Below are 24,273 nucleotides of genomic sequence, written 5' to 3' on the forward strand. Positions count from 1 at the left end.
AGTAAACATATATGTCAGCAGAAGGTCACGATCACACGATAGATCACGAACACGAACATCACCATAAAGACACTTTTATTACTAAATATATCTTTAGTATCGATCATAAAATGATTGCCAAGCAATACTTAATTACGGGTATTTTCATGGGGATTATTGGAGTTGGAATGTCTATGCTATTTAGAATGCAATTGGCATGGCCAGAAGAATCATTTAAAATTTTTAATATTCTTCTTGGGGATAAATGGGCTCCAAACGGAGTGATGACAAATGATATTTACCTCTCATTGGTTACGATACATGGAACAATAATGGTGTTTTTTGTTCTTACAGCGGCTCTAAGTGGAACATTTAGTAACTTATTAATTCCACTGCAAATTGGAGCAAGAGATATGGCATCAGGATTCATGAATATGATTTCCTATTGGTTATTCTTTTTATCAAGTGTTATAATGATAAGTTCATTATTCATTGAGTCAGGACCAGCGAATTCCGGATGGACAATTTATCCTCCTTTAAGTGCATTACCACAAGCAATATCTGGTTCAGGTCTAGGTATGACTTTATGGTTGATTTCTATGGCAATATTTATTGCTTCATCCCTGATGGGATCGTTGAATTATGTTGTGACGGTTATTAATCTTAGAACAAAAGGAATGTCGATGACAAGGTTGCCACTTACGATTTGGGCTTTCTTTGTTACTGCTATTATAGGTATAGTTTCTTTTCCGGTTCTTTTATCGGCAGCTTTGTTGTTGATTTTTGATAGAAGTTTTGGAACTTCATTCTTCTTATCGGATATTTATATTGCTGGAGAAGTTTTACATTATCAAGGTGGTTCGCCAGTATTGTTCGAACACTTATTTTGGTTTTTAGGGCATCCGGAAGTATACATTGTTTTACTACCAGCTTTAGGTATTACTTCTGAAGTGATTGCGACAAATTCGCGCAAACCAATTTTTGGTTACAGAGCGATGATTATGTCAATAATCGCAATTGCATTTCTATCGACTATTGTTTGGGGACACCATATGTTTGTCTCTGGAATGAATCCATTTTTAGGTTCAGTATTTACCTTTACAACTTTATTAATTGCTATTCCATCGGCAGTAAAAGCGTTTAATTACATAACCACATTGTGGAAAGGAAATTTACAATTGAATCCTGCTATGCTGTTTTCTATTGGATTAGTTTCTACATTTATTACAGGTGGTTTAACAGGAATTATTCTTGGGGATAGTACCTTGGACATCAATGTGCATGATACTTACTTTGTAGTAGCGCACTTTCACTTAGTAATGGGTATTTCTGCTCTTTATGGTATGTTTGCTGGAATTTATCATTGGTTCCCAAGAATGTTTGGAAGAATGTTAAACAAAAATCTTGGTTATGTACACTTTTGGGTCACTGCAATCTGTGCTTACGGAGTTTTCTTTCCAATGCACTTTATCGGACTAGCTGGTTTACCAAGACGTTATTACACAAACACGAACTTTCCGTTATTTGATGATTTGCAAAACGTGAATGTTTTGATAACAACATTTGCATTAATTGGTGGAGCTTTTCAATTGGTTTTCTTATACAATTTTTTCGTTAGTATTTTTTACGGTAAAAAATCTGTAATGAATCCATGGAAATCGAATACACTTGAGTGGACTGCTCCAGTAGAACACATTCACGGTAACTGGCCAGGTGAAATTCCTCATGTGTACCGTTGGCCTTATGACTATAGTAATCCAGCACACGATGTAGATTTTGTACCTCAAAATATTCCAATGAAAGAAGGTGAAGAAGTTTTACACCACTAAAACATTATGATAAGCCTCTGCGAAAGTAGAGGCTTTTTTATGCTTTTTATTTTGTTTAGCAAAGCGTTATCCTTTCACACATTTACTTTTTAATTTTTAGAGCATTTAAAATTTAAAATTTAAAATTCAAATTTGCTTTGTTATCTTTGTTACATGAATGAAAATTTAGATCCAACATCAAACGGTTATAATTCGGAAGAAATCGATCTTGAAAAAAAATTAAGACCACTTTCTTTTGATGATTTTGCAGGACAAGATCAAATATTAGAAAATTTGAAAGTTTTTGTTCAAGCGGCAAATCAACGAAATGAAGCACTTGATCATACGCTTTTTCATGGTCCTCCCGGTTTAGGAAAAACTACGTTAGCTAATATCCTTGCTAATGAATTACAAGTGGGTATCAAAATTACTTCTGGTCCAGTTTTAGACAAACCCGGAGATTTGGCAGGTTTGTTGACTAATCTTGAGGAAAGAGATGTTTTATTTATTGATGAAATTCATCGTTTGAGTCCGATTGTAGAAGAATATTTGTATTCCGCAATGGAGGATTTCAAAATTGATATTATGATTGAATCAGGACCAAATGCTAGAACGGTGCAAATTAATTTAAATCCATTTACATTAATTGGAGCCACTACACGTTCCGGTTTATTGACTGCTCCCATGAGAGCTCGTTTTGGAATTTCCTCCCGTTTACAATATTATACCACAGAGTTATTAACCACGATCGTGCAAAGAAGTGCTACCATATTTAAAATGCCAATATCTATGGAAGCAGCTATAGAAATTGCAGGTAGAAGCAGAGGGACACCACGTATCGCTAATGCATTGCTGCGTCGTGTACGGGATTTTGCCCAGATCAAAGGAAATGGAACAATTGATATAGAAATTGCCCGATACGCCTTAAAAGCGCTTAATGTAGATGCTCATGGTCTAGATGAAATGGACAATAAAATTCTAACTACAATTATCGATAAATTTAAGGGCGGACCGGTTGGCTTAACTACTTTAGCGACAGCGGTGTCAGAAAGTAGCGAAACAATCGAAGAAGTTTACGAACCGTTTTTGATTCAGGAAGGATTTATTATGAGAACTCCTCGAGGTCGTGAAGTTACTGACAAGGCCTATAAACATTTGGGAAAATTAAAATCAAACGTTCAAGGCGGTTTATTCTAATTTTTAAGAGCTATTTCCTGCTATTCGCTATATCCGCGCAGAAAAAGCGCGGGATGCCGCTGCTATCAGGGCTAGGGAGTTCCGTTTATCAACTTCTATTTTTTTTATTATCAACCACAAGACTACATACACGCAATTTATTAAATCTGAAGCGCAACGCCTCGGTTTTCTATCTTGTGGAATTTCCAAAGCTGGTTTCTTGGAACATGAAGCGCCACGTTTAGAAAACTGGTTGAATAATAATAGAAACGGTCAAATGTCTTTTATGGAAAACCACTTTGACAAGCGTCTAAATCCAACTTTATTGGTCGATGATGCCAAAAGTATAGTTTCACTGTTGCTTAATTATTACCCTGAAGAAGTACAATCCCGGAGCGTGGGAACTGATTCTTATAAAATTTCAAAGTATGCATATGGACAGGATTACCATTTTGTAATTAAGGAAAAGTTAAAAGAGTTTTTAATTTCCATTCAATCAACAATTGGAGAAGTCTCTGGACGTGTTTTTGTCGATTCCGCACCAGTACTCGATAAGGCTTGGGCTGCCAAAAGTGGCTTAGGCTGGATAGGCAAAAACAGTAATTTACTGACTCAGAAAGTTGGTTCTTTTTACTTTATTGCGGAACTCATTATCGATCTAGATTTAGATTATGATAACCCCACAACGGATCATTGTGGAACTTGTACCGCTTGCATTGACGCTTGTCCAACAGAAGCAATAGTTTCACCTTATGTGGTCGACGGCAGTAAATGCATTTCCTATTTTACGATTGAATTAAAAGAAAATATTCCACAGGAAATGAAAGGTAGGTTTGATGATTGGGCTTTTGGTTGTGATGTTTGTCAGGATGTTTGTCCTTGGAACAAGTTTTCAAAACCACATAATGAACCTCTTTTTAACCCAAATCCAGAATTACTTTCGATGTCCAAGAAAGACTGGATCGAATTAACCGAAGAAACATTTAAAGTAATTTTTAAAAATTCGCCATTAAAGAGGGCAAAGTTTCAAGGTATGAAAAGAAATATAGATTTTTTAAAATAACTGTATCTTAAATTTTAATTTTAGTTGAAGATTTTCTAACGATAACCTTAGTTTCCAGTTCTATAGTTCTTGGAGTAAAAGGAATTCCTTCTTTATGGCAATTCATTTCTTCTAATAATAAATTAAAAGATTCAATTCCCATTTGATGACTGGGCTGATCTACAGTGCTTAATTTGGGCGTTAGCACTTGTGACATAAACCAATTACTAAATCCAATTACTGCTACTTGTTCCGGTACATTAATTTTATTTTCATTGAAATAAGCCAGCGCGCCCACCGCAACTAAGTCCGTAATGGCAAAAACACCATCTACGTCAGGATGTTCAGTAATAATTTGTTTCGCAAAATTTCTTCCTTCTTCAAAAGTTACGTGTTCACAAGTATAAACTAATTTAGTATCAAAAGTAATGTTGTTACTTTCTAACGCTTTTTTATAGCCAATGTAACGGTCTATCGCGTTTTGAGGATTCAATGGTCCACGAATATGAGCGATTTTTTTGCAGCCATTATCAATTAAGTGCTGGACAGCATTAAAGGCTGCTTTCTGGTCATCAATTACCACTTTTGAGCATTTAGAAAGTTTGGCAATCTTGTCGAACATCACAAAAGGAATGTTTCTACTAATAATTTCCTTGATATGATCATCATTGTTAGATTCGTTAGAAAGTGACATAATTATGCCATCGACTCTCTTGTTGATGAGTAATTCTACTTGTTTTTTTTCCAAAGCTAGAGTTTCATTGGATTGTAAAATAATGACAAGATATCCGTTTTTTTGTGCTTCGTTAATAATGGCATTTACGACATTCGAAAAAAAGTGATGCACCACTTCAGGAATTATTAAACCGATAGTTTTTGACTCTTTTGTTCTCAAATTTACGGCAAAACTATTAGGGGTGTAATTTAGTTTCTGAGCAAGTTCGATTACCGAATTTTTAGTTTTTTTACTAACATCGGGATAATTTTTTAGCGCTTTTGAAACAGTAGTTATCGAAATTCCTAGTTTTGTTGCAATTTCTTTAAGAGTAATATCTTTCATGAATCGAATTTCTACGTATTTAATTTTGGAAAATAATTTGAGAAATGACTTTTTAAGTTTTCTGATGTTTACTAGAAACGACTTTTACTTTAAATATTCGTTACCAAGATATTAATTTTTATCTTAATTGTACTTTTTTTGTCAAAATAAACAAATTAATATTGATTCGTTATATAAAATAAAGAAGAGCAAGATTATTACCAGCGGATTCGATTTTGTTATGTTGATTCTCTTTCAATGATGTTGGTTTCTAATTTAATTAACTGAAAAATCACTGGCAAATTTTTTCTTTTGATTAATTTTTTCAAATAGAATCGATGTTGTTCTTCTTCCAATTTCAAAACCCGGTTAGTCAATTGAGGAGAGTTTTTGGGATATAACGCTTTACATAAAGCAATTGCTGAAACCTAAAACACCGATGCATTGTGGAATTGTAATCTCTGTTTCATTAAAGGATCTGATGATTCCTGAGGGACCTAAATTTGTAACGGCAAAAATAGCGTCGATTTTAGGGCGCTCGTCGATTGCTTGTAAGAAAAATAATGCAGGTAATAAGAATTCGTTTGGGCGTCATATTTCCAAGCGTTACTATTTACATCAAAAAAGCTCCATCTGTAAGGCGGTTTTCCCTTTTCGGCTGGCCACCAATGGTAATAATCGCGGTACTTGTTGTCTCTGGAACTTCTGAATTGTTGAAACCATTCATGCTCATCACTACTGTGATTTACCACTAAGTCCATGATGAGTTTAAGGTTTCTTTTGTGCATTTCTTTTAATAAAAGATCAAAATCTTCCATTGTTCCAAAATCTTTCATGATCTCACGATAATTACTAATATCATAACCGTTGTCATCATTTGGAGACGTGTAAATAGGATTGTTCCAAACCGCATCAATTCCTAAGCTTTTCACATAATCCAGTTTAGAAACAATTCCTTTTATATCTCCAACGCCATCACCATTGCTATCTTTGAAACTTCTAGGATATATTTGATATACAGTGGCTTCTTTCCACCATTTTTTTTCTAGTGCAGAAGCTGTTTTCTGCGCCATTAAAGAAGTACAGGATGAAAAACTCAAAAGTTGTAATAGTGCCACTGCAGTAATTGTCGTAAATTTCAGCTTCATTGATTTAAAATGTAGGAGTGTTTGTTTTTTTTATCGGATTCATAAAAGCATTGATTTCTTGATTGGAGATTTTTGGATTTGCCCCTTCGTTTTTTGCTACAATCGCCCCTAACGCGCAAGCAAAATCAATTGCCTGTTGGGGAGTAGCATTATTTAATAGTTTAGAAAGTAGTCCTGCCAAAAAGGAATCTCCGGAACCTACCGTATCTACAACATTAATTTTGTAGCCACTATTGTAGTACATTTTTTCATTGTAATACAAAACCGCACCATGACTTCCTTTGGTTACACAAATGTGTTTTGTGTTAGTTAGCTCTGCAATAAAAAGTATGTTTTGTTCCAGTGAATGATAGGGGGAATTCATAGCAGCACTGATTTCATACAACTCATCATCATTGAATTTTATAAAATCAGACTGCATCATTAAATCAATCAGTATTGGTTGCGTGTAAAAAGGTGCACGTAAATTAACATCGAAAACAGCGTATTTTGCAAAATTTATCATTTCTAAAAGTGAGGCATGTGAAACGAAATCTCTACACACAAGGGTGCCAAAAACAAGCGCATCCGCTTTTTTGAGCTTGATTTTGTCTTCTGGAATACAAATAATTTTATCCCAGGCAACCGGATAATTAATGGTGTATGAAGCAGAACCTTTTTCGTTCAATTCAACAATAACTTGTCCGGTAGATAAGTTTTCGTCTATTTGAATCGAATCGGTATCAACTCCGTTTTTTTCAATAAAAGCTAGTATTTCTTTTCCGATCTCATCCTTTCCAATGCGGCTGATTATTTGAGCATTTACGCCAAGTGATGCGAGTCTTAATGCTACATTTAGTGGTGCACCGCCAATTTTTCTGTGTGTTGGGAAAACATCAAACAAAACTTCTCCGAAACAAATTATTTTTTTGGTCATGATTATTCTTTTTTTGATAAACTTTCAGATAGTTCTTCCAATGTTCTTCCTTTGGTTTCCGGCATTTTTGTAAATACCCAAATCAGTTGGAACACCATCATAATACAGAAGATGGCAAAAACGATTGTAGTTCCAATTTCTTTAAACAAAAACGGAATAAATGATGGAATTAAAGCTGCTAAAATCCAGTGAACCGACGTGCCAAAAGAAGTTCCGGCGGCTCTTAATTTATTAGGGAATAATTCAGAAATAAAGACCCAAATTACTGCTCCCTGACCTACGGCATGAGAAGCGATAAATAGGAAGAAAAATAATGGAACAGCCATTCCTTTCCATTCAAAATGAAAAGCGGTTGTTACTAATCCCAGAGAAATGATGTATCCTATAGAACCCAAATACATAAGAGTTTTTCTTCCGTATTTGTCAATTAGCGATATTCCAATCATGGTAAATATTAAATTAATCACTCCAATTCCAATACTGCTCAAAAAAGAAGCTGATTTCTCTAACCCGGCCAATTCAAAAATTCGGGGAGCATAATACAAGAAGGCATTAATACCGGACAATTGATTGAAAAATGCAATAAAAAACGCCAAGAGTAATGGTTTTCTGTATTTTGCCATGAAAATAGATTCGTTTTTTACTTCGTGAGATGTTTCTTTTTCAATAGCTGTAATTTCCGCTTCAACTGCTGCTTCACTATTGATTTGTTTCAAAATAGCGACTGCTTTTTCTCGGTCTTTTTTATATTCTAAAATCCAACGGGGACTTTCCGGAATTCCAAATACTAAAATAGTGTAAAGGAAAGAAGGGAACGCTTGTATTCCTAACATCCATCGCCATGCATTTTCGCCGATATCCTGTAAGTAATAGTTAGATGTAAAGGCAATCAAAATACCAAAAACAATATTAAATTGATATAAAGCCACCAGTTTTCCTCGGTCTTTAGCAGGAGCAATTTCAGAAACATAGGTTGGAGCAGCAATGGTTGAAGCGCCAATTCCTATTCCGCCAATAAATCTAAAAAGGGAAAAGAAAATGGGGTCATTGGCGAATGATGTACCTACTGAGGAAACAAAAAACAATAAGCCAATGATTATCAACGTCTTTTTTCGACCTAAAATATTCGTAGGGAAAGCACCAAAAACAGCTCCAATAACCGTTCCCCATAATGCCGATGACATCACTACTAATCCATGAAATAATTCTGAAGAACCCCACAATTGTTGCAGTTGTTTATCCGCTCCCGAAATTACTACGGTATCAAATCCAAATAAAAAACCTGCAAACGCAACAATAATGGACCAGTAGAGTATTTTTCTGTTATTCATTTTTTATAATTTATAGTTTTGGTTGAATCAATGATTTAGATTGTTACCAGATTCCTTTAATTCTATGAACAGTAAGGTTTTTTATTTCTTGTTTTTCATCTGATTGAATGCTCAGTTTTGTGTACGGCTTGTTCGGGAAAATTTGTTCCGTAAAACTATAAACGCCGCCGTTCAGAAAAATTTCTACAGAAGACCAATCCAAAATAATTTGGAAGTCCACATTTTTCGAAATGATCCATGGCGTTGCAGTTGTATGGATTTCTTTTCCAAAGTTTTCTTCGAAATTTACTATTCCGGAATGGCGTCGGTCTATTGAAAAAGTTTTCTGTGCAGCATCGTAATTCAAAACCAATGAATCGTTGACTTCATTAGAAAAAACCAGTTTTAAATTTTTTGAAGCTGCTTTAAATTTTATTTCAGATTGGTTGAAATTATCATAAGTAAATTTGATTTTTTGCATTGGTTTAATAATCAACAAATCCTCTGAGAATTCTAAAACCAGTTGTTTTTTGAATGGTTCAATAGGACTATTTTTTAGGACATAATTATTGTTTATTTTTACAAGAGAAAGCTCTCGAGGCAATGTCATGGCGCTTCTCCAATTTTTTGTGGGTGTATTTCTTGCATAAAGCCAATTGCTCATCCAGCCTATAAATATTCTCTTGTTGTCTGGAGTATTGTTATAAGTAATTCCTGCATAATTATCAGTGCCATTGTCAATCCATTTTATCTCTTTTTGGGTAGTTCTAAAACTTTTCCCATCAAAATCACCCACGAAATATTGTGTTCCGGAACCGCCATGTGGTGCGCCAGGATTTATGCTAATGAGTAAAACCCATTTTTCTTCTTTTGAGCCAGCTACTTTCAATTTAAAAATATCGGGACATTCCCAAACACCGCCATGAGCACCGGTTATTTTGCCAAATTCACTTTCGAATTTCCACTTGATTAAATTTTCAGAGGTATAAAATTGAGCATGATCTCCGGCTACTAAAACCATATTCCAAAGATTAGTCTCTTTATTCCAAAAAACTTTAGGGTCTCTGAAGTCTTTTAAACCGGAATTTTTAACAATGGGATTTTTTTCGTACTTCAACCAAGTTTCACCTTCATCTAAACTATAAGCCAACCCTTGCGTTTGATAATCCGTTCTGGCCGCTTTTTCGCCTGCCATATTGTGATAGGTGAAAATTGCTATCATCGGTGGATTATCGGTTGTTCCCAAGCCGGAGGTGTTGTTTAGATCTACAACCGCGCTTCCTGAAAATATCATTCCTAATGTATCAGGAAATAAAGCAATTTTTTTATGTGTCCAATGAATTAAATCGGTGCTGGTAGCGTGTCCCCAGTGCATTGGTCCCCAGACAATATCGTCCGGATAATATTGGTAAAACAAATGATAAATCCCTTTGTAGAAAACCATACCGTTAGGGTCATTCATCCATTTTTTTTCTGGAGAAAAATGAAATTGAGGTCTAAACGGCTCTTTGTATTCCTGTGAGGAATCAATTTTTATTTTTTCAGATACGATAATGGCAATGGTTGTACGGCCTTCTTCTTTTTTACAAGAAAGCAGTAATAATATACTTCCAAATAAAAAAAAAATTAACAGTGTGTTGGTTGCAAATTTCATCAAAAAAAAATTTATTATTATTTTATCTTTATAAAAATAGAATTCTATTTTATAATAATTTAAAATCGTTTCACTAAAAACGTTTTTGGTAAGTCGAAAACGTTTTCGAATTGTATTCCATGTACTATATGGAACTATTCATTTTTTAAAGAAATAAATTATATAAGTTTGAAAATATTATTAAAAAAATACAACTATGATTTCAACATTCAAGAGTCTAGTCTTCCTGCTTTTAGTTAGTCCAACTGTTTTTGGTCAAACTAAATCAGACGAATGGCATTTACAGGCAAATTCTAGGGAAAATTATTATGGTGTAGCCATGGCAAATGGTCAAATAGGAATTGTTACAGATGATACTCCTCTGAAAACAAAAGAAATTATTCTGAACGGAGTTTACGATGGCAGCCCCGAAAATGGCATTAGCAGGATTGTTCGAGGAATTGAGTTTTTGAATCTGCATTTGAACATAAACAATCAAGAAATTAAATCAGACAATATTGATAATTGGAGCCAAGTGGTTTCTATGAAAGAGGGGACAAGTACCACTTCATTTTCATTTAAAGATTTGGCAACTATTAATTATACAATTTTGGCTAATAGAGCTATTCCTTTTTCAGCAATGGCAATCGTTGAAATTACCCCAAATGAGGATATAGAAATTACGGCTAATAATTACATGGTAGTTCCTGAAGAATTGAAAGAGGCGAAAAGTCAATTTCGGGTTTTAAAAGACAATCAGTATTTAATGCCGGTTTTTGGAACAGTTGCTAAAACGCGAACTGGAAAATATACCGTTGCGGCTTCAACAACTTTTCTTTTTGACGGTCAGGGAGAAACTTTAAAGCAAACTAAAAATGAAGTTGGGTTTACTAAAAAATTGCAAAAAGGTAAAAAATACCGATTTGCAGTTGCAGGAGGAATCTGCACTTCGAAAGATGTTACGGATCCTTTGAACGAATCCGAAAGACAGCCAATATACGCTTTGCAGGAAGGAATTGATAAATTATTAAATCGTCACAAACAGGCTTGGGCCGAATTATGGAACACAGGTGATATTCAAATCGAAGGCGATTTAGATGCGCAACAACGAGTACGTTTTGCCTTGTTCAATTTGTATTCGTATATCCGTCCGGAAACCAGACAGAGTATTGCGCCAATGGGTTTGTCTTCACAGGGATATAACGGACATATTTTTTGGGACACGGAACTTTGGATGTACCCCACACTTTTAGCGTTGCAGCCAGATATGGCAAAATCGTGTTTGGATTACCGTTCAGACCGTTTGCAAAAAGCAAAGCAAAAAGCTTTTATTTATGGTTATAAAGGTGCGATGTATCCTTGGGAATCAGATGACACTGGAGAAGAAGCAACGCCAACTTGGGCATTGACCGGGATTTTTGAACAACATATTACAGCCGATGTTTCGATTGCTTTTTGGAATTATTACAGCTATACACAAGATAAAGTCTGGTTGAAAAAAGAATGGGCGGTTCTAAAAGAAACGGCTGATTTTTGGGTAAGTCGTGTAGTTAAAAATCAAGACGGGAGTTTCTCTATTTTGAATGTTGTTGGTGCCGATGAATACGCACAACACGTAGATGATAATGCCTTTACAAACGCATCAGCAATTGAGTCTTTGAAAAATACGATTAAAGCAGCCGTAATTTTGAACGAACCAATTAGTCCGTTATGGAAAGAAGTTTCGGAGAAATTACTCATTCACAGGGAAAATGGGATTACTCAAAATTATAAAGGCTATCAGGGCCAAATGATAAAACAAGCCGATGTGAATTTGCTAGCATATCCTTTACACATAATTACAGACAAGGCTCAAATTGAAAAAGATTTGGAATACTACGCTGAGAAAATTGACAAAAAAGATGGTCCGGCGATGGCTTCTGGTGTTTTATCAGTTTTGTATGCGCGATTAGGAGATCGAGAAAAAGCGTATCGTTATTTTGTAAAATCCTATTTGCCAAATAGTCGACCGCCGTTTGGTGTGTTTTCGGAATCAGCCAACAGTAACAACCCATATTTTGCAACAGGAGCGGGAGCGATGCTTCAGGCGGTTATTTATGGTTTTGGCGGAGTGGAACAAACAGATATGGGATTAAAATATAACAAAGGATTGCTGCCAAAACAATGGAAATCGTTAAAGATTATAGGAATTGGAGTTGACGATAAAACGATTGTTATAAAGTAATAAAATAAAGAAATCTTGCCACGAACGCATAATCATTCTATTTTGAGGATTGTTACTGTATTCGTGGCTTTTTTGTTTTTATCTTCCAATGGATTTTGACAGCACGCAAATTTTCAATAAAAAGCATTTCAAACAATGTGTAAGAAACCAGACAATTACGTTTTTTTACTATTTTGCTACTTATTATTTAAATTAAAAAAATAAAACGGAACAATAAAATTATTTTTTTAAGTTATTTCTTCCAAATTTATTTTTGAAATTGTTAAATTTTTTAACAATACGTTTTATAATTGTGATATTTTTAGCAACTTAAACTTAGATAAAAAAACGGATACGGTATGTAAGGAGTGATATTTTGAAGCTTATAATGCAAATCGAACTAAATTGTCAATTTATCGTAAAAAACTTCATTACGATGAATAATTCGCAATCTTATTTTCTAGCAGGATCGTTTATTGACTGATCCGTAATTAATTTCTAACTCACAAGCTATTTATTTGTTATAATAAGTTTTTTAATCTCTTTTTTTTGTGTTTTATATAATTTTAGTATTAAATTTTTAAGGTATTAATTTTAAAATCGAAAACGTTTTCGTTGCAACGAAAACGTTATAGTTTGTTAATATCTTAATATTATCACAAAATTATAATTATGTTTGATGTTAATATTTAAACAAACCATTTAAACAAATTATTAACCAACTTATTTATTACGTATGAAAAATAGTCTAATTAAAGGCTTGATGGTGTTTCTAACGGTACTTTGTACAAGTTTGACGTATTCGCAAGATGTGTCTGGTACAGTATCTGATGCTAGTGGTCCGCTTCCAGGGGCTTCTATCATAGTTAAAGGAACAACAAATGGAGCGCAAACTGATTTCGATGGAAAATTTACTATCAAAAACGTTGGCTCAAACGCAGTTTTAGTTTTTAGTTACATTGGTCTTAAAACTCAAGAGCTAAATGTGGCGGGGAAAAGTACAATTAATGTAGAATTAAAAGAAGATTCGGCTCAACTGAATGAAGTAATTGTCATTGGTTATGGGACGGTTAGAAAGAAAGACGCAACTGGAGCGGTAGACATTATTACTTCAGAAGATTTTGATAATGTTGCTGCGACATCGCCTGCTGAATTATTGAGAGGTAAAGTGTCAGGAGTTCAGGTTACACAGTCAAGTGGAGAGCCAGGTGCAGGTGTTTCTATCAGAATTAGAGGGAATTCTTCTATACGATCAGGGAATGGACCATTAATCGTTATTGATGGAGTTCCTCTTGACGGAGGAAATGTTTCTTCCGGAGGTTCTGAGATTGCTGATTTAGGGGCTTCTTCGGCTAAAAACCCATTAAATTTTGTGAATCAAAATGATATCGAGAGTATGAGTATCTTAAAAGATGCCTCTTCTACCGCTATTTATGGTTCTCGTGGTGCGAATGGAGTTATTGTAATTACGACTAAAAAGGGGAAGTCAAAAATTCCTCAGCTAACTTATAATACTTCTGTTAGTTTTAGTAAAATATCAGGTGATTTTAAGTTGCTTAACGGGGATGAATTTGTTGCTGCTGGTGGAATTGACAAGGGATCAAGGTCTTACAATTGGGAAGATGCTATTTTGCGTGGAGGTTTCTCAAATAATCATGATATCGCATTCAGTAGTTCAACTGATAACTCAAATACAAGACTTTCATTTGGAGCTAATGTAACAGATGGAATTGTAAAAAATACGGGTATTGATAAATATACGGCGTCTTTTGCGAACACGAATGAGTTTTTCAATAAAGCCTTAAAAGTAGAATCAAGGTTGCTGTATGCTGCGATAAAGGATGAAACAACTTTATTAAGTAATAATGCGGGCTATATAGGAAATTTAATTGGTAGTGCCCTTTACTGGAATCCGACTTTGCCAATTTATCAGGACAATGGTGATTACACATTTGTTGGGAATGATTATTTAAATCCGGTGCAGTTATTAAATGCCTATAAAGATTACACAAATACGAACAAGATATTAGGAAATATTAATGCTACGTTAAAGATTACGAATCATTTAAAGTATCAAATTTTATTCGGTATTGAAACATCAACATCGATAAGAAAAAGACAAATAGCTCCTACCATCCAAATTAATAGTCAAGATCTTGTAAAAAGTGATGCTGCTAATGGTGGTATTACCAAAAGAGGTTTTGCTGAAATTGCGGATTTAACTAAGTTTAATAAAACATTAGAACATACACTTACATACACAAACGATTTTAGTGATAATTTATCTTTAAATGGATTAGTAGGCTATTCCTATTATTCCTATGATGTAGATGGTAGTAGTGCAAGAGGTCATGGATATGTTAAAGAACAAACAAATTTAATAGACAATATTCAAGGCGGTATTCAAGCAGAATTTCGAGCTTCGTCTTTTAGAAATAAAACAGAATTACAATCCTATTTTGCAAGAGCTGAATTTGTTGTTTATAAAGATTTGATTCTTACAGGAACAGTACGTGCTGATGGATCCACTAAATTGGGTGCGGATAATAAATGGGGTTATTTCCCTTCTGTAGGTGCAGCTTACAAATTGATAAGCAGCAAAGACGGGGCGGTTAATGACTTTAAAATTAGAGGAAATTATGGGGTAACAGGAAATCAGGAATTTGCTGTAAATTCAGCGGTTTCTAAAGCTAATTATGGAAATGGTGGTTCGCCAAATACTATATCGGGAGCTAATAATTTATTGCGTTGGGAAACTACTAGATCCTATGGTGTGGGTAGTGACTTTACCTTCTTAAAAAATCGCTTAACAGGTTCATTGGATTATTTCAATAGAGATACAAAGGATTTAATTGCTCCTGTACCGCAAGCCACAGCTCAACCAGGGCCAGGATCAAACAGAAGTGTTAACTTACCGGGGAATCTTATTAACAAAGGTTTTGAGGTCGCTTTAAATTATAAAGTTATCGATACTGAGGACATGTCCTGGGACATTTCAGGGAATGTTGCTTTTTTAGACAACGTAATTAAAAATTTTGGTTCAGTATCGTTATTAGCAGGTGGAGTAAATGGTCAAGGTTTGTCCGGTGCTAATGCTGAAATTATCAAAGATGGTTACCCATTATATACTTATTTTTTATATGATTTCCGTGGGTATGACGCATCAGGTAATTCTATTTATGCTGCTGCTGATGGATCTGATACAGGTTTAGGTAATGCAGATAAAAAATTATTAGACAAACAACCGTTGCCAAAAATAAATTTAGGATTTTCCACTAATTTTTCTTACAAGAAATTTGATGTAGGAGCTTCGTTTTATGGTGCTTTTGGTCATTATTTGTACAATAACACGGCTAATGCTTATTTCTTTAAAGGAGCATTAATCGGAGGAAGAAACGTAACTCCAGAGGCAGCGGCTACTCCTCAGATTCAGTCTGATCCAAACTCACCGTCGACAAAATATTTAGAAAGTGGTGATTTCTTAAGAATGGGGAATTTAACTGTAGGATATACTCTTGAAGGGAATGTTTTAGAAAAATTAAAAATTAAATCAGCCCGTTTCTTTGTAAGTGGACAAAACTTATTCGTTATTACCGGATATTCTGGATTTGATCCAGAGGTGGATACCGATAAAGCTTTAAATGGAGTACCTTCTGCCGGTATGGATTATTTATCCTATCCTAGAGAAAAAAGTATCGCTGTTGGACTTAATGTAACATTTTAATTAACAAAAAATGAAAAGAATAAATATTATAAAAAGCATCTTTTTTATAGGTACAATTGCATGTAGTGTGAGTTGTACAAATTTAGAAGAAGAAGTGTTAGATGGCTATATCACTGCTGATGGCGCTGGTGGAAATGTAAATACGGGAAACTTTCTGCAATCAGCTTATGAAGGATTAAGAGGTTTTCAGGATCAAGACAAAATGTTTACAATGAACGAAATGTCTGGTGATGGATTGGTAGGCCCTACCAGAGGAGGCGACTGGGATGATAATGCTAAGTGGAGACAATTTCACGTTCATACTTGGGGATCAGACAATGTTGAAATTAGAAATGCATGGAACTCCTTGCTGACAAATGTTTATAATTGTAATTTAGTTATTAATAATACGGCAACTGCACAACAAAAAACGCAAGCTCGTTTTTTAAGAGCCTTTTATTATTATAACGTAATTGATTTATTTGGTCAAGCGCCTTACAGAGAAGTAGGGTCACTTATTACAGAAAATCCAAAATTCTGGTCTCGAAAAGAAGCTACTGCATTTGTTATTAGCGAGTTAGAAGCTGTTTTAGCTGATTTGCCAGCACGTGTTGCCAATGACGCAAGTATTGCAAATAAAGATGCAGGTAATTTTTTATTAGCGAAACTGTATTTAAATAAAGGAGTTTTTAATGCTGATAACGCTTCAGGTCCTTATACTTTTGATGCCGCTGACATGAATAAAGTAATCACTCACGTTAATGCGATTAATAGTTCATTAGCATCAGAATACTGGAGTAACTTTGCGCCAACCAACAATACATCTGGAGAAATATTATTTTCTTCTAAAAATGTACTTGGCACTGGTGGAGGTATTCAGTCCAGATGGAGAATGAGTATGCACTACAATCAAACTCCAGATGGTTGGAATGGTTTTGCAACGGTAGCAGAATATTACAACAGGTTTGCTGCGACGGATGACAGAAGACAACATACTTCTTCATCGATCATCGCTAATTTTGGTAATCCAATTGGTTTTCAAGCAGGACAAATGTTTGCTCCAGGAGGGGTAACTCCTTTGAAAGACAGAACTGGTAGACCATTGTTTTATACTTCAGCAGTTACCATGATTACAAGCGGAACTACTTTAGAAACAGCTGGTATACGTACTCAAAAATATGAGCCAGATAATGCTAATCTAGGGAATCCTGCTAATGATTATGTTTTGATGCGTTATTCTGATGCCTTGTTGATGAAAGCTGAAGCGGCCTTAAGAGGCGGTGCAGGTGGAGCAGCATCTGCTAAAATAATAATTGATCAAATAAATGTTAGAGCCAAATTGACGCCAAGTGCAAGCTTACCAACTTTAGATGCTGTTTATTTAGAAAGAGGTAAAGAATTATGGTATGAAGGCTGGAGAAGAAATGACATGATCCGTTTTGAGAAATTTTTAGCTCCAAGAGAGTTAAAACCAACTGCTTCAAATGGTAAATATGCATTGTATCCAATTCCGGCGGATGCATTGTTTAACCCTAATGTAGTACAAAACCCTGGTTACTAAAGATTTGTTTACTATTAATTGTTTTTTGAGTTAGTTATAAAGAGGGTATTTATTACCCTCTTTATTTTATATCTATTTTATTCTTTTTTTATATCAATATTACATAAATTAGGCAATTCTAATCAAGCAATTACCTAACTAAAATGCTACAATATAATATGTCAAATCGTTTTGTCTTATTACTCCTAATTCTTCTATTTTTTTCCAATTGCTCCAAAGAAAATTCAGAAAACAAAGACGCTTTGTTTTCTAAACTAGATGCTTCCCAAACCGGAATTAATTTCATTAATGAAGTTAAAAACGGTGCAGATATGAATATATTTAAATACAGAAACTTTTATAATGGCGGTGGTGTAGCTATTGGCGATATTAATAATGATGGTCTTTCGGATATATATTTTACTTCAAATTTAGGAACTAACAAACTTTACTTAAATAAAGGAAATTTTAAATTCGAAGATATTTCTAAAACAGCGGGTGTCGAAGGATACAAGTCATGGTCGACAGGCGTGGTTATGGTTGATCTTAATGGAGATGGATTGCTTGATATTTATGTTTGTAACGCTGGGAATACTATTAACTCGGTACGAAAAAGCCAACTTTTTATTAATAACGGTAACTTGACATTTACAGATAAAGCCGAACAATACAATCTTGCAGATACTGGAATTACAACACATGCCGCTTTTTTTGATTATGATAAAGATGGGGATTTAGATGTTTATATTCTAAACAACAGTTTTATTCCGGTAAGTAGTCTTAATTATTCCAATAAAAGAGACTTACGAGATAAAGATTGGGATGTTGCTGAAATTTTAAAAGGAGGCGGTGATAAACTAATGCGTAATGACAATGGAAAATTTGTTGATGTAAGTGAAAAATCAGGCATTTATGGCAGTTTAATTGGCTTTGGTCTGGGCGTTACCGTAGGCGATGTAAATGGGGATTTGTATCCGGATATTTATATTTCGAATGATTTTTATGAAAGAGATTATTTATACATAAATAACAAAAACGGAACCTTTACCGAACAAATTCAGGGATGGACAGCACACATCAGTCAATCTTCAATGGGTGCTGATATGGCCGATGTAAACAATGACGGGAAAGCCGATATTTTTGTAACGGATATGTTACCGGAACCGGACGAACGCTTAAAAACGACTACAAATTTTGAAAACTATGATTTATTTATCAGAAAAGTAAATCTTGGTTTTTATAATCAATATATGCAAAATACGCTGCAAATTAATAACGGCGACAATCAATTTCTTGAAATAGCTAATCACGCTGGCGTTGCCAAAACCGACTGGAGTTGGGGCGCATTATTATTTGATATGGACAATGATGGTTACAAAGACATTTACGTTTGTAACGGAATTTATAATGATTTGACCAATCAAGATTTTGTAGATTTTTTTGCCAATGAGTTTATGCAAAAAATGGTGGTAACCGGTAAAAAAGAAGAAATCCAGACTATTATCAGTAAAATGCCAAGCACACCGATTCCAAATTACGCTTTCAAGAACAATAAAAATTTAACGTTTACTAATGAAGCCAAAAAGTGGGGACTGGATACTCCTAGTTTTTCTAATGGAGCTGCTTATGCAGATTTAGATAATGATGGGGATTTAGATCTAGTTGTCAATAATGTTAATATGGAATCTTTTGTCTACAGAAACAACTCAGAGAAGAACAAAAAAAATCATTACGTCAAAGTAAAACTAAAAGGAGATAACCAGAATAAATTTGCTGTAGGAAGTATTGTTGAATTATTCTCGGGTAAAGAAATTCTCAGACAAGAATTAATTCCTTCCAGAGGTTTTCAGTCTTCAGTTGATTATGTAATGACTTTTGGAATTGGGACCAAAAAAATAGATTCACTACACGTAATTTGGCCTAATGATAAATTTCAAACGGTTAAAAATATTACTAATAATTCAACAATAAATTTGGATATTAAAAATGCTAAATTAAATTATACTCCGAATGCTGTTAATTTAAAATCCTTCTTTACGGAAAGTAAAACTCCTTTTATCGCACATAAAGAAAATAATTACGTCGATTTTGATCATGAAGGGCTAATCTCTAAAATGCTTTCGCAAGAGGGGCCTTCACTTGCGGTGGCTGATATAAATGGCGATGGAAACGAAGATGTTTTTATTGGCGGAGCCAAAGGACAAGCCGGTAAAATATATCTAAATAAAGGGAATGGTAATTATTCAATTACGGATCAAAAAGATTTTGATGCAGATGCTAATTTTGAAGATACTGCCGCCAGCTTTTTTGATGCGGATAATGATGGCGATATGGATTTATTAGTTGGTTCCGGTGGTAACGAAAAAACGGATCAGGCTAATTATAAAAATCGTCTGTATTTGAATAATGCGAAAGGTATATTTATCAAAAGTAAAACCAATATCCCAACTACAAACAATAACGTTTCGGTAATTGCGCCAAATGATTTTGATAATGATGGCGATATCGATGTATTTATAGGAAGCCGAAGTGTACCGGGAGTTTATGGAATTGATCCTAAACATTTATTATTGGAAAATGAAGGAAAAGGAAATTTTACAAATGTAACGGATAAAAAAGCATTTAAAATTAACTCGGTTGGAATGATTACCGATGCAGTTTGGGAAGATATAGATAATGATTCCAAAAAAGATTTAATCTTAGTTGGGGATTGGACAGCGCCAATGATTTTCAAAAACAATGGACGAAGATTGGTAGAATTCAAATCGAATCTGACGAATTTTCATGGTTTTTGGAATGCAGTCAGCTGTGTAGATTTGAACAATGACGGTAAAAAAGATTTGATTCTGGGAAATAAAGGAACAAATACAAGCTATAAAGCGACCAATGCTAATCCGATGAAATTATTTATCAATGATTTTGATAATAACGGAACCATTGAACAAATTACAACTCGATCTAATGCTGGAAAGGATTTACCGGTAAGCCTAAAACAAGAATTAGCCAAACAAATTCCTTCGATTAAGAAGAAAAATTTGAACTATTCGGATTATTCCAAGAAAACATTTCAGGAATTATTTGCAAAGGAAGTAGTGGATAATTCAATTCAAAAGACTGTGAACATTCAGGAAAGTGTAATTGCAATCAACAAAGGAAATGGTAAGTTTGAAATAAAAGCACTTCCAAAAGAAGTTCAGTTTTCCTGCGTGAACTCTATTACTGCATTGGATGTGAATAAGGATGGGATTTTGGATTTAATCTTGGGTGGAAATCAATATGAGTTTAAACCGCAATTCTCCCGATTAGACGCTAATTATGGCAGCGTACTTTTAGGAAATAAAAATGAAACTTTTTCATGGGTACCTTATAATCAGTCCGGTTTCTTTGTAAAAGGTGAAGTAAAACAGGTAAAAATAATAAAGGATAAGAATAAAAAAGTTTCAATTATAGCAGTTATAAATGATAATACCCCTAAAATATTTAGACGCAATGAATAATTTTTTTAGAATAGGACTGGCTTCATTGCTGTTTATGGGTTGTTCCAAAAAAGAAGCGCAATTATTTGAAAAATTGTCTTCTGAGAAAAGTAATATTACCTTCAACAACCAATTATTAGAATCCAAGAATATTTCGATTTTAGATTATCTCTATTATTTCAATGGGGGAGGCGTATCGCTGGGTGACATTAATAATGATGGTTTAGTGGATATTTATTTTACGTCAAATCAAGGAAAAAATAAATTATACTTAAACAAAGGCAGTAATGAATTTGAAGATATTTCTGTAAAAGCAGGAGTGGAAAGCCAGAGTGATTGGAACACGGGGACGGTAATGGCAGATGTAAATGGAGATGGATATTTAGATATTTATGTTTGTGCTGTCGTAGGAATTAATGGTTTTGAAGGTCAAAACGAATTGTTCATAAATAACAAGGACAATACATTTACCGAAAGTGCTGCTGAATATGGATTAGATTTGGACAACTACAGTTCTTCAGCCGCTTTCTTTGATTATGATTTAGATGGAGATTTAGACATGTATTTACTGAATCATGCGGTACACTCCGAATTATCTTTTGGGAACGCCGATACCAGAAATAAACGAAGTTACGAGTGCGGGGATAAATTATTTCGCAATGATAATGGAAAATTTGTCGATGTAAGTGAACAGGCAGGAATTTTTGGTGGTGCCAATGGGTACGGTTTAGGATTGGCAGTTTCCGATTTTAATCTAGATGGGTATCCGGATATTTATGTAGGGAATGATTTTCATGAAGATGATTATTATTATTTGAATAATGGAGATGGAACTTTTACAGAAAGTTTAAAAAACTATTTTGGGCATACCAGCAGGTTCTCCATGGGAGTAGATGTGGCGGATGTTAATCATGATGGTTTTCCAGATATTCTCACCTTAGACATGCTTCCGGAAGATGAAAAAGTATTGAAATCTTCATTGGGCGATGACAATTCTCAAATGTTAAAAATAAGAACCGAAAAACTAGGCTATCATTATCAATACAGCAGAAACATGCTGCAATTGAACCAAGGAGGTAATCATTTCACGGAGACTGCTTTATTAAGTGGCGTGGCGGCTACTGATTGGAGTTGGAGTACATTATTTGGGGATTATGATCAAGATGGCGAACAGGATTTATTTGTGTGTAACGGAATTCCAAAGCGTCCTAACGATTTGGATTACGTGAAATACTATTCAAATGATCAGATTAAAAGTAAAATCAATACGACAAAATTATTAGACAAAGAAGCATTGAAGCGTATGCCAAAGGGAAATGTAACCAATTATGTTTTTCAAGGAGCAGCTGATTTGCAGTTTAAAAACCGATCGAAGGATTGGATAGAAAATGATTCGTTAATTTCTAATGGAAGTGGATATGCTGATATTGATAACGATGGCGATCTTGATGTGATTACCAATAATACAAATGCGATTGCTTCCATTTACGTTAATACAACTAATAAAAAGGCAAACTACTTAAAATTAAAATTGCGTTTTACAGGGAAAAACACATTCGGAATTGGAGCTAAAGTGATTTCCTATTCCAAAGGGAAAAAACAATTTAAAGAATTACAAACTACCAGAGGATTTCAGTCATCATCAGAGTCAATACTTCATTTTGGTTATGGTAAAACAAGCAAGATAGATTCTATTGTAGTGATTTGGCCTGATAAAACCTTTCAGACTTTAAAAAATGTGAAGGCGAACCAGACCCTTACCATAAAAGCGAATAAGGATAGAAAATTTTTTGATTACAGAAAGTTACACCCAGCAGTATTACCAATTTTTAAAAAGGTAGAAACGGGATTGGGCATCGACTTTATACATCAGGAAAATGAATACATTGATTTCTTAGTTCAAAAACTGATTCCATATCAACGTTCTGATCGCGGCCCGGCTACTGCAGTAGGGGATTTAAATGGAGATGGAAAAGAGGATATCTTTTTTGGTGGTTCCAAAGATAAAAAAGCAGCAATTTACATTCAAAATTCAAATGGTTTTGCTAAAAAAAGAGTTGCTGAAATCGAACAGGATTCTATTTTTGAAGATGGTTCCGCTGTCATTGGGGATTTTAATAATGACAAACTAAATGATTTGTATGTTGCTTCTGGTGGAGGTGAAAATGCTTCTAATTTACAAAGTCGATTGTATGTAATTAAAGGCAATCAATTTGTAAAATCGACCATAACTAAGCTGGCCCAGAATGCATCAGTAGTTAAGGCGTTTGATTATGATAAAGATGGGGATCTCGATATTTTTGTTGGGAATAATTCAATAAATAATAGATTTGGTAGTATGCCGGATTGTTATTTGTTAAACAATAATAAAGGAGTGTTTACTGTAGCCGACAGTAAAACTTTTTCAAAAATAGGAATGGTTACAGATGCCGTTTTTACGGATTTTAACAACGACGGAAAAACAGATTTAATTGTAATAGGAGAATGGATGAAGCCTACTTTTTTTGCCAATAAAAACGGTAAATTCAGTAATGTATCTGACGCTGTTTTTCCAGGAAAAAATAATGGATTGTGGCAATCAATAATTCCTTTTGATATTGATCAGGATGGCGATGAAGATTATTTGGTTGGGAACTGGGGCAAGAATTCTAAATTTAAAGCATCGCAAGAGTTTCCTATGAAAATGTATTATGATGACTTTGATGGAAATGGATATTTTGAAACGATAGTGGCAATAGAAAAAAACGGCAAATATTACACTACTTTGGGCCTCGATGAATTAGCCGAGCAATTTAGCGGGATGCTAAAAAAGAAATTCAATAGTTACAAATCCTTTGCAGGAAAAACACTGGAAGAAGTTTTTGACCCAAAAATGCTCGAGAAAGGAAAATTGTTTGAAGTTCATAATTTAAAATCAGGTTATTTAAGAAATTATAAAGGGAAATTTACTTTTGTTCCTTTTTCGAATAAAATGCAAGTTGCTCCCATTACCAGTTTTCTGAAATCTAATTTTGATGCAGATGCGAAAGAAGAAGTTTTTGCGGCAGGAAATTACTTTGGAGTTTCGCCGTATCACAGTAGATTTGATGGGTTTTCAGGCGCTTTAATTAAAAATTACAAAACCGTATTTTTAGGAAATCAAATAGGAATTGATTTAACCCAAAAAGCAGTTAGACATCTTGATATTGTAAATTTCAACGGTAAAAAATTCATGTTGGTCACCATCAACAATAAAAAAGCTGAGGTATATGAAATGCCTTCATCTATAAAATAATACAAAGACATACAGAACAATTAAAC

General features: G+C 34.3%; 12 protein-coding genes and 1 pseudogene. 8 read left to right on the plus strand and 5 right to left on the minus strand.

All coding sequences use genetic code 11. From position 1 onward, the window contains the following. Positions 1-11: 11 nt before the first annotated feature. The 3 genes from ACP7AT_RS03395 (at position 12) to queG (ending at position 4,026) form a co-directional block, all read left to right on the plus strand. Positions 12-1,808, plus strand: coding sequence for a cytochrome c oxidase subunit I (locus ACP7AT_RS03395; RefSeq protein WP_426062946.1), 1,797 nt, complete (start codon positions 12-14; stop codon positions 1,806-1,808). Between the two features lie 153 nt (positions 1,809-1,961). Further along, a complete protein-coding gene (ruvB, locus tag ACP7AT_RS03400) occupies positions 1,962-2,984 on the plus strand; it encodes a Holliday junction branch migration DNA helicase RuvB (RefSeq protein WP_426062947.1) in 1,023 nt (340 codons plus the stop codon). 106 nt (positions 2,985-3,090) lie between these two features. After that, positions 3,091-4,026, plus strand: a complete 936-nt coding sequence (gene queG / locus ACP7AT_RS03405) for a tRNA epoxyqueuosine(34) reductase QueG (protein ID WP_426063065.1) — start codon at positions 3,091-3,093, stop codon at positions 4,024-4,026. Between the two features lie 7 nt (positions 4,027-4,033). Here queG and ACP7AT_RS03410 read toward each other — a convergent pair whose 3' ends face one another. The 5 genes and pseudogenes from ACP7AT_RS03410 to ACP7AT_RS03430 all read right to left on the minus strand — a co-directional run bounded on the left by ACP7AT_RS03410 (position 4,034) and on the right by ACP7AT_RS03430 (position 10,072). Continuing rightward, the gene (locus ACP7AT_RS03410; RefSeq protein WP_426062948.1) at positions 4,034-5,065 is read right to left on the minus strand and encodes a LacI family DNA-binding transcriptional regulator; all 1,032 of its coding nucleotides are present in this window, start codon (positions 5,063-5,065) and stop codon (positions 4,034-4,036) included. A gap of 524 nt (positions 5,066-5,589) precedes the next feature. Next, positions 5,590-6,117, minus strand: a pseudogene (locus ACP7AT_RS03415) (alpha-amylase family glycosyl hydrolase); the annotation flags it as partial. A 79-nt stretch (positions 6,118-6,196) separates the two neighbouring features. Next, positions 6,197-7,108 (minus strand): carbohydrate kinase family protein, encoded by a 912-nt coding sequence (locus ACP7AT_RS03420; protein ID WP_426062949.1) that lies wholly within the window; start codon positions 7,106-7,108, stop codon positions 6,197-6,199. Positions 7,109-7,110: 2 nt separating this feature from the next. Further along, complete coding sequence (locus tag ACP7AT_RS03425; protein ID WP_426062950.1) at positions 7,111-8,439, minus strand: sugar porter family MFS transporter; 1,329 nt, start codon at positions 8,437-8,439, stop codon at positions 7,111-7,113. A 43-nt stretch (positions 8,440-8,482) separates the two neighbouring features. Beyond that, complete coding sequence (locus tag ACP7AT_RS03430) at positions 8,483-10,072, minus strand: glycoside hydrolase family 32 protein (RefSeq protein WP_426062951.1); 1,590 nt, start codon at positions 10,070-10,072, stop codon at positions 8,483-8,485. Between the two features lie 196 nt (positions 10,073-10,268). Here ACP7AT_RS03430 and ACP7AT_RS03435 point away from each other — a divergent pair, with 196 nt between their 5' ends. The 5 genes from ACP7AT_RS03435 to ACP7AT_RS03455 all read left to right on the plus strand — a co-directional run bounded on the left by ACP7AT_RS03435 (position 10,269) and on the right by ACP7AT_RS03455 (position 24,247). Further along, entirely contained in the window at positions 10,269-12,275 is a 2,007-nt protein-coding gene (locus ACP7AT_RS03435; RefSeq protein WP_426062952.1) for a glycosyl hydrolase family 95 catalytic domain-containing protein, read from the plus strand. A 715-nt stretch (positions 12,276-12,990) separates the two neighbouring features. Beyond that, the gene (locus ACP7AT_RS03440; protein WP_426062953.1) at positions 12,991-15,978 is read left to right on the plus strand and encodes a SusC/RagA family TonB-linked outer membrane protein; all 2,988 of its coding nucleotides are present in this window, start codon (positions 12,991-12,993) and stop codon (positions 15,976-15,978) included. A 10-nt stretch (positions 15,979-15,988) separates the two neighbouring features. Next, entirely contained in the window at positions 15,989-17,518 is a 1,530-nt protein-coding gene (locus tag ACP7AT_RS03445; RefSeq protein WP_426062954.1) for a RagB/SusD family nutrient uptake outer membrane protein, read from the plus strand. Positions 17,519-17,661: 143 nt separating this feature from the next. After that, positions 17,662-20,994 (plus strand): VCBS repeat-containing protein, encoded by a 3,333-nt coding sequence (locus ACP7AT_RS03450; protein WP_426062955.1) that lies wholly within the window; start codon positions 17,662-17,664, stop codon positions 20,992-20,994. Continuing rightward, positions 20,987-24,247 (plus strand): VCBS repeat-containing protein, encoded by a 3,261-nt coding sequence (locus ACP7AT_RS03455; RefSeq protein WP_426062956.1) that lies wholly within the window; start codon positions 20,987-20,989, stop codon positions 24,245-24,247. Before ACP7AT_RS03450 ends, ACP7AT_RS03455 begins: the two co-directional genes overlap by 8 nt. Positions 24,248-24,273 lie beyond the last annotated feature (26 nt).

The organism is Flavobacterium sp. DSP2-3-1 (assembly GCF_049896865.1).
Classification (GTDB): domain Bacteria; phylum Bacteroidota; class Bacteroidia; order Flavobacteriales; family Flavobacteriaceae; genus Flavobacterium.

Excerpts from the sequence above, each read along its gene's own strand:
- ACP7AT_RS03425 (WP_426062950.1), bottom strand. The coding sequence starts at position 8,439 with ATGAATAACAGAAAAATACTCTACTGGTCCATTATTGTTGCGTTTGCA.
- ruvB (WP_426062947.1), top strand. The coding sequence starts at position 1,962 with ATGAATGAAAATTTAGATCCAACATCAAACGGTTATAATTCGGAAGAA.
- ACP7AT_RS03440 (WP_426062953.1), top strand. The coding sequence starts at position 12,991 with ATGAAAAATAGTCTAATTAAAGGCTTGATGGTGTTTCTAACGGTACTT.
- ACP7AT_RS03420 (WP_426062949.1), bottom strand. The coding sequence starts at position 7,108 with ATGACCAAAAAAATAATTTGTTTCGGAGAAGTTTTGTTTGATGTTTTC.
- ACP7AT_RS03450 (WP_426062955.1), top strand. The coding sequence starts at position 17,662 with ATGCTACAATATAATATGTCAAATCGTTTTGTCTTATTACTCCTAATT.
- ACP7AT_RS03435 (WP_426062952.1), top strand. The coding sequence starts at position 10,269 with ATGATTTCAACATTCAAGAGTCTAGTCTTCCTGCTTTTAGTTAGTCCA.
- ACP7AT_RS03455 (WP_426062956.1), top strand. The coding sequence starts at position 20,987 with ATGAATAATTTTTTTAGAATAGGACTGGCTTCATTGCTGTTTATGGGT.
- ACP7AT_RS03410 (WP_426062948.1), bottom strand. The coding sequence starts at position 5,065 with ATGAAAGATATTACTCTTAAAGAAATTGCAACAAAACTAGGAATTTCG.
- ACP7AT_RS03395 (WP_426062946.1), top strand. The coding sequence starts at position 12 with ATGTCAGCAGAAGGTCACGATCACACGATAGATCACGAACACGAACAT.
- ACP7AT_RS03445 (WP_426062954.1), top strand. The coding sequence starts at position 15,989 with ATGAAAAGAATAAATATTATAAAAAGCATCTTTTTTATAGGTACAATT.
- ACP7AT_RS03430 (WP_426062951.1), bottom strand. The coding sequence starts at position 10,072 with ATGAAATTTGCAACCAACACACTGTTAATTTTTTTTTTATTTGGAAGT.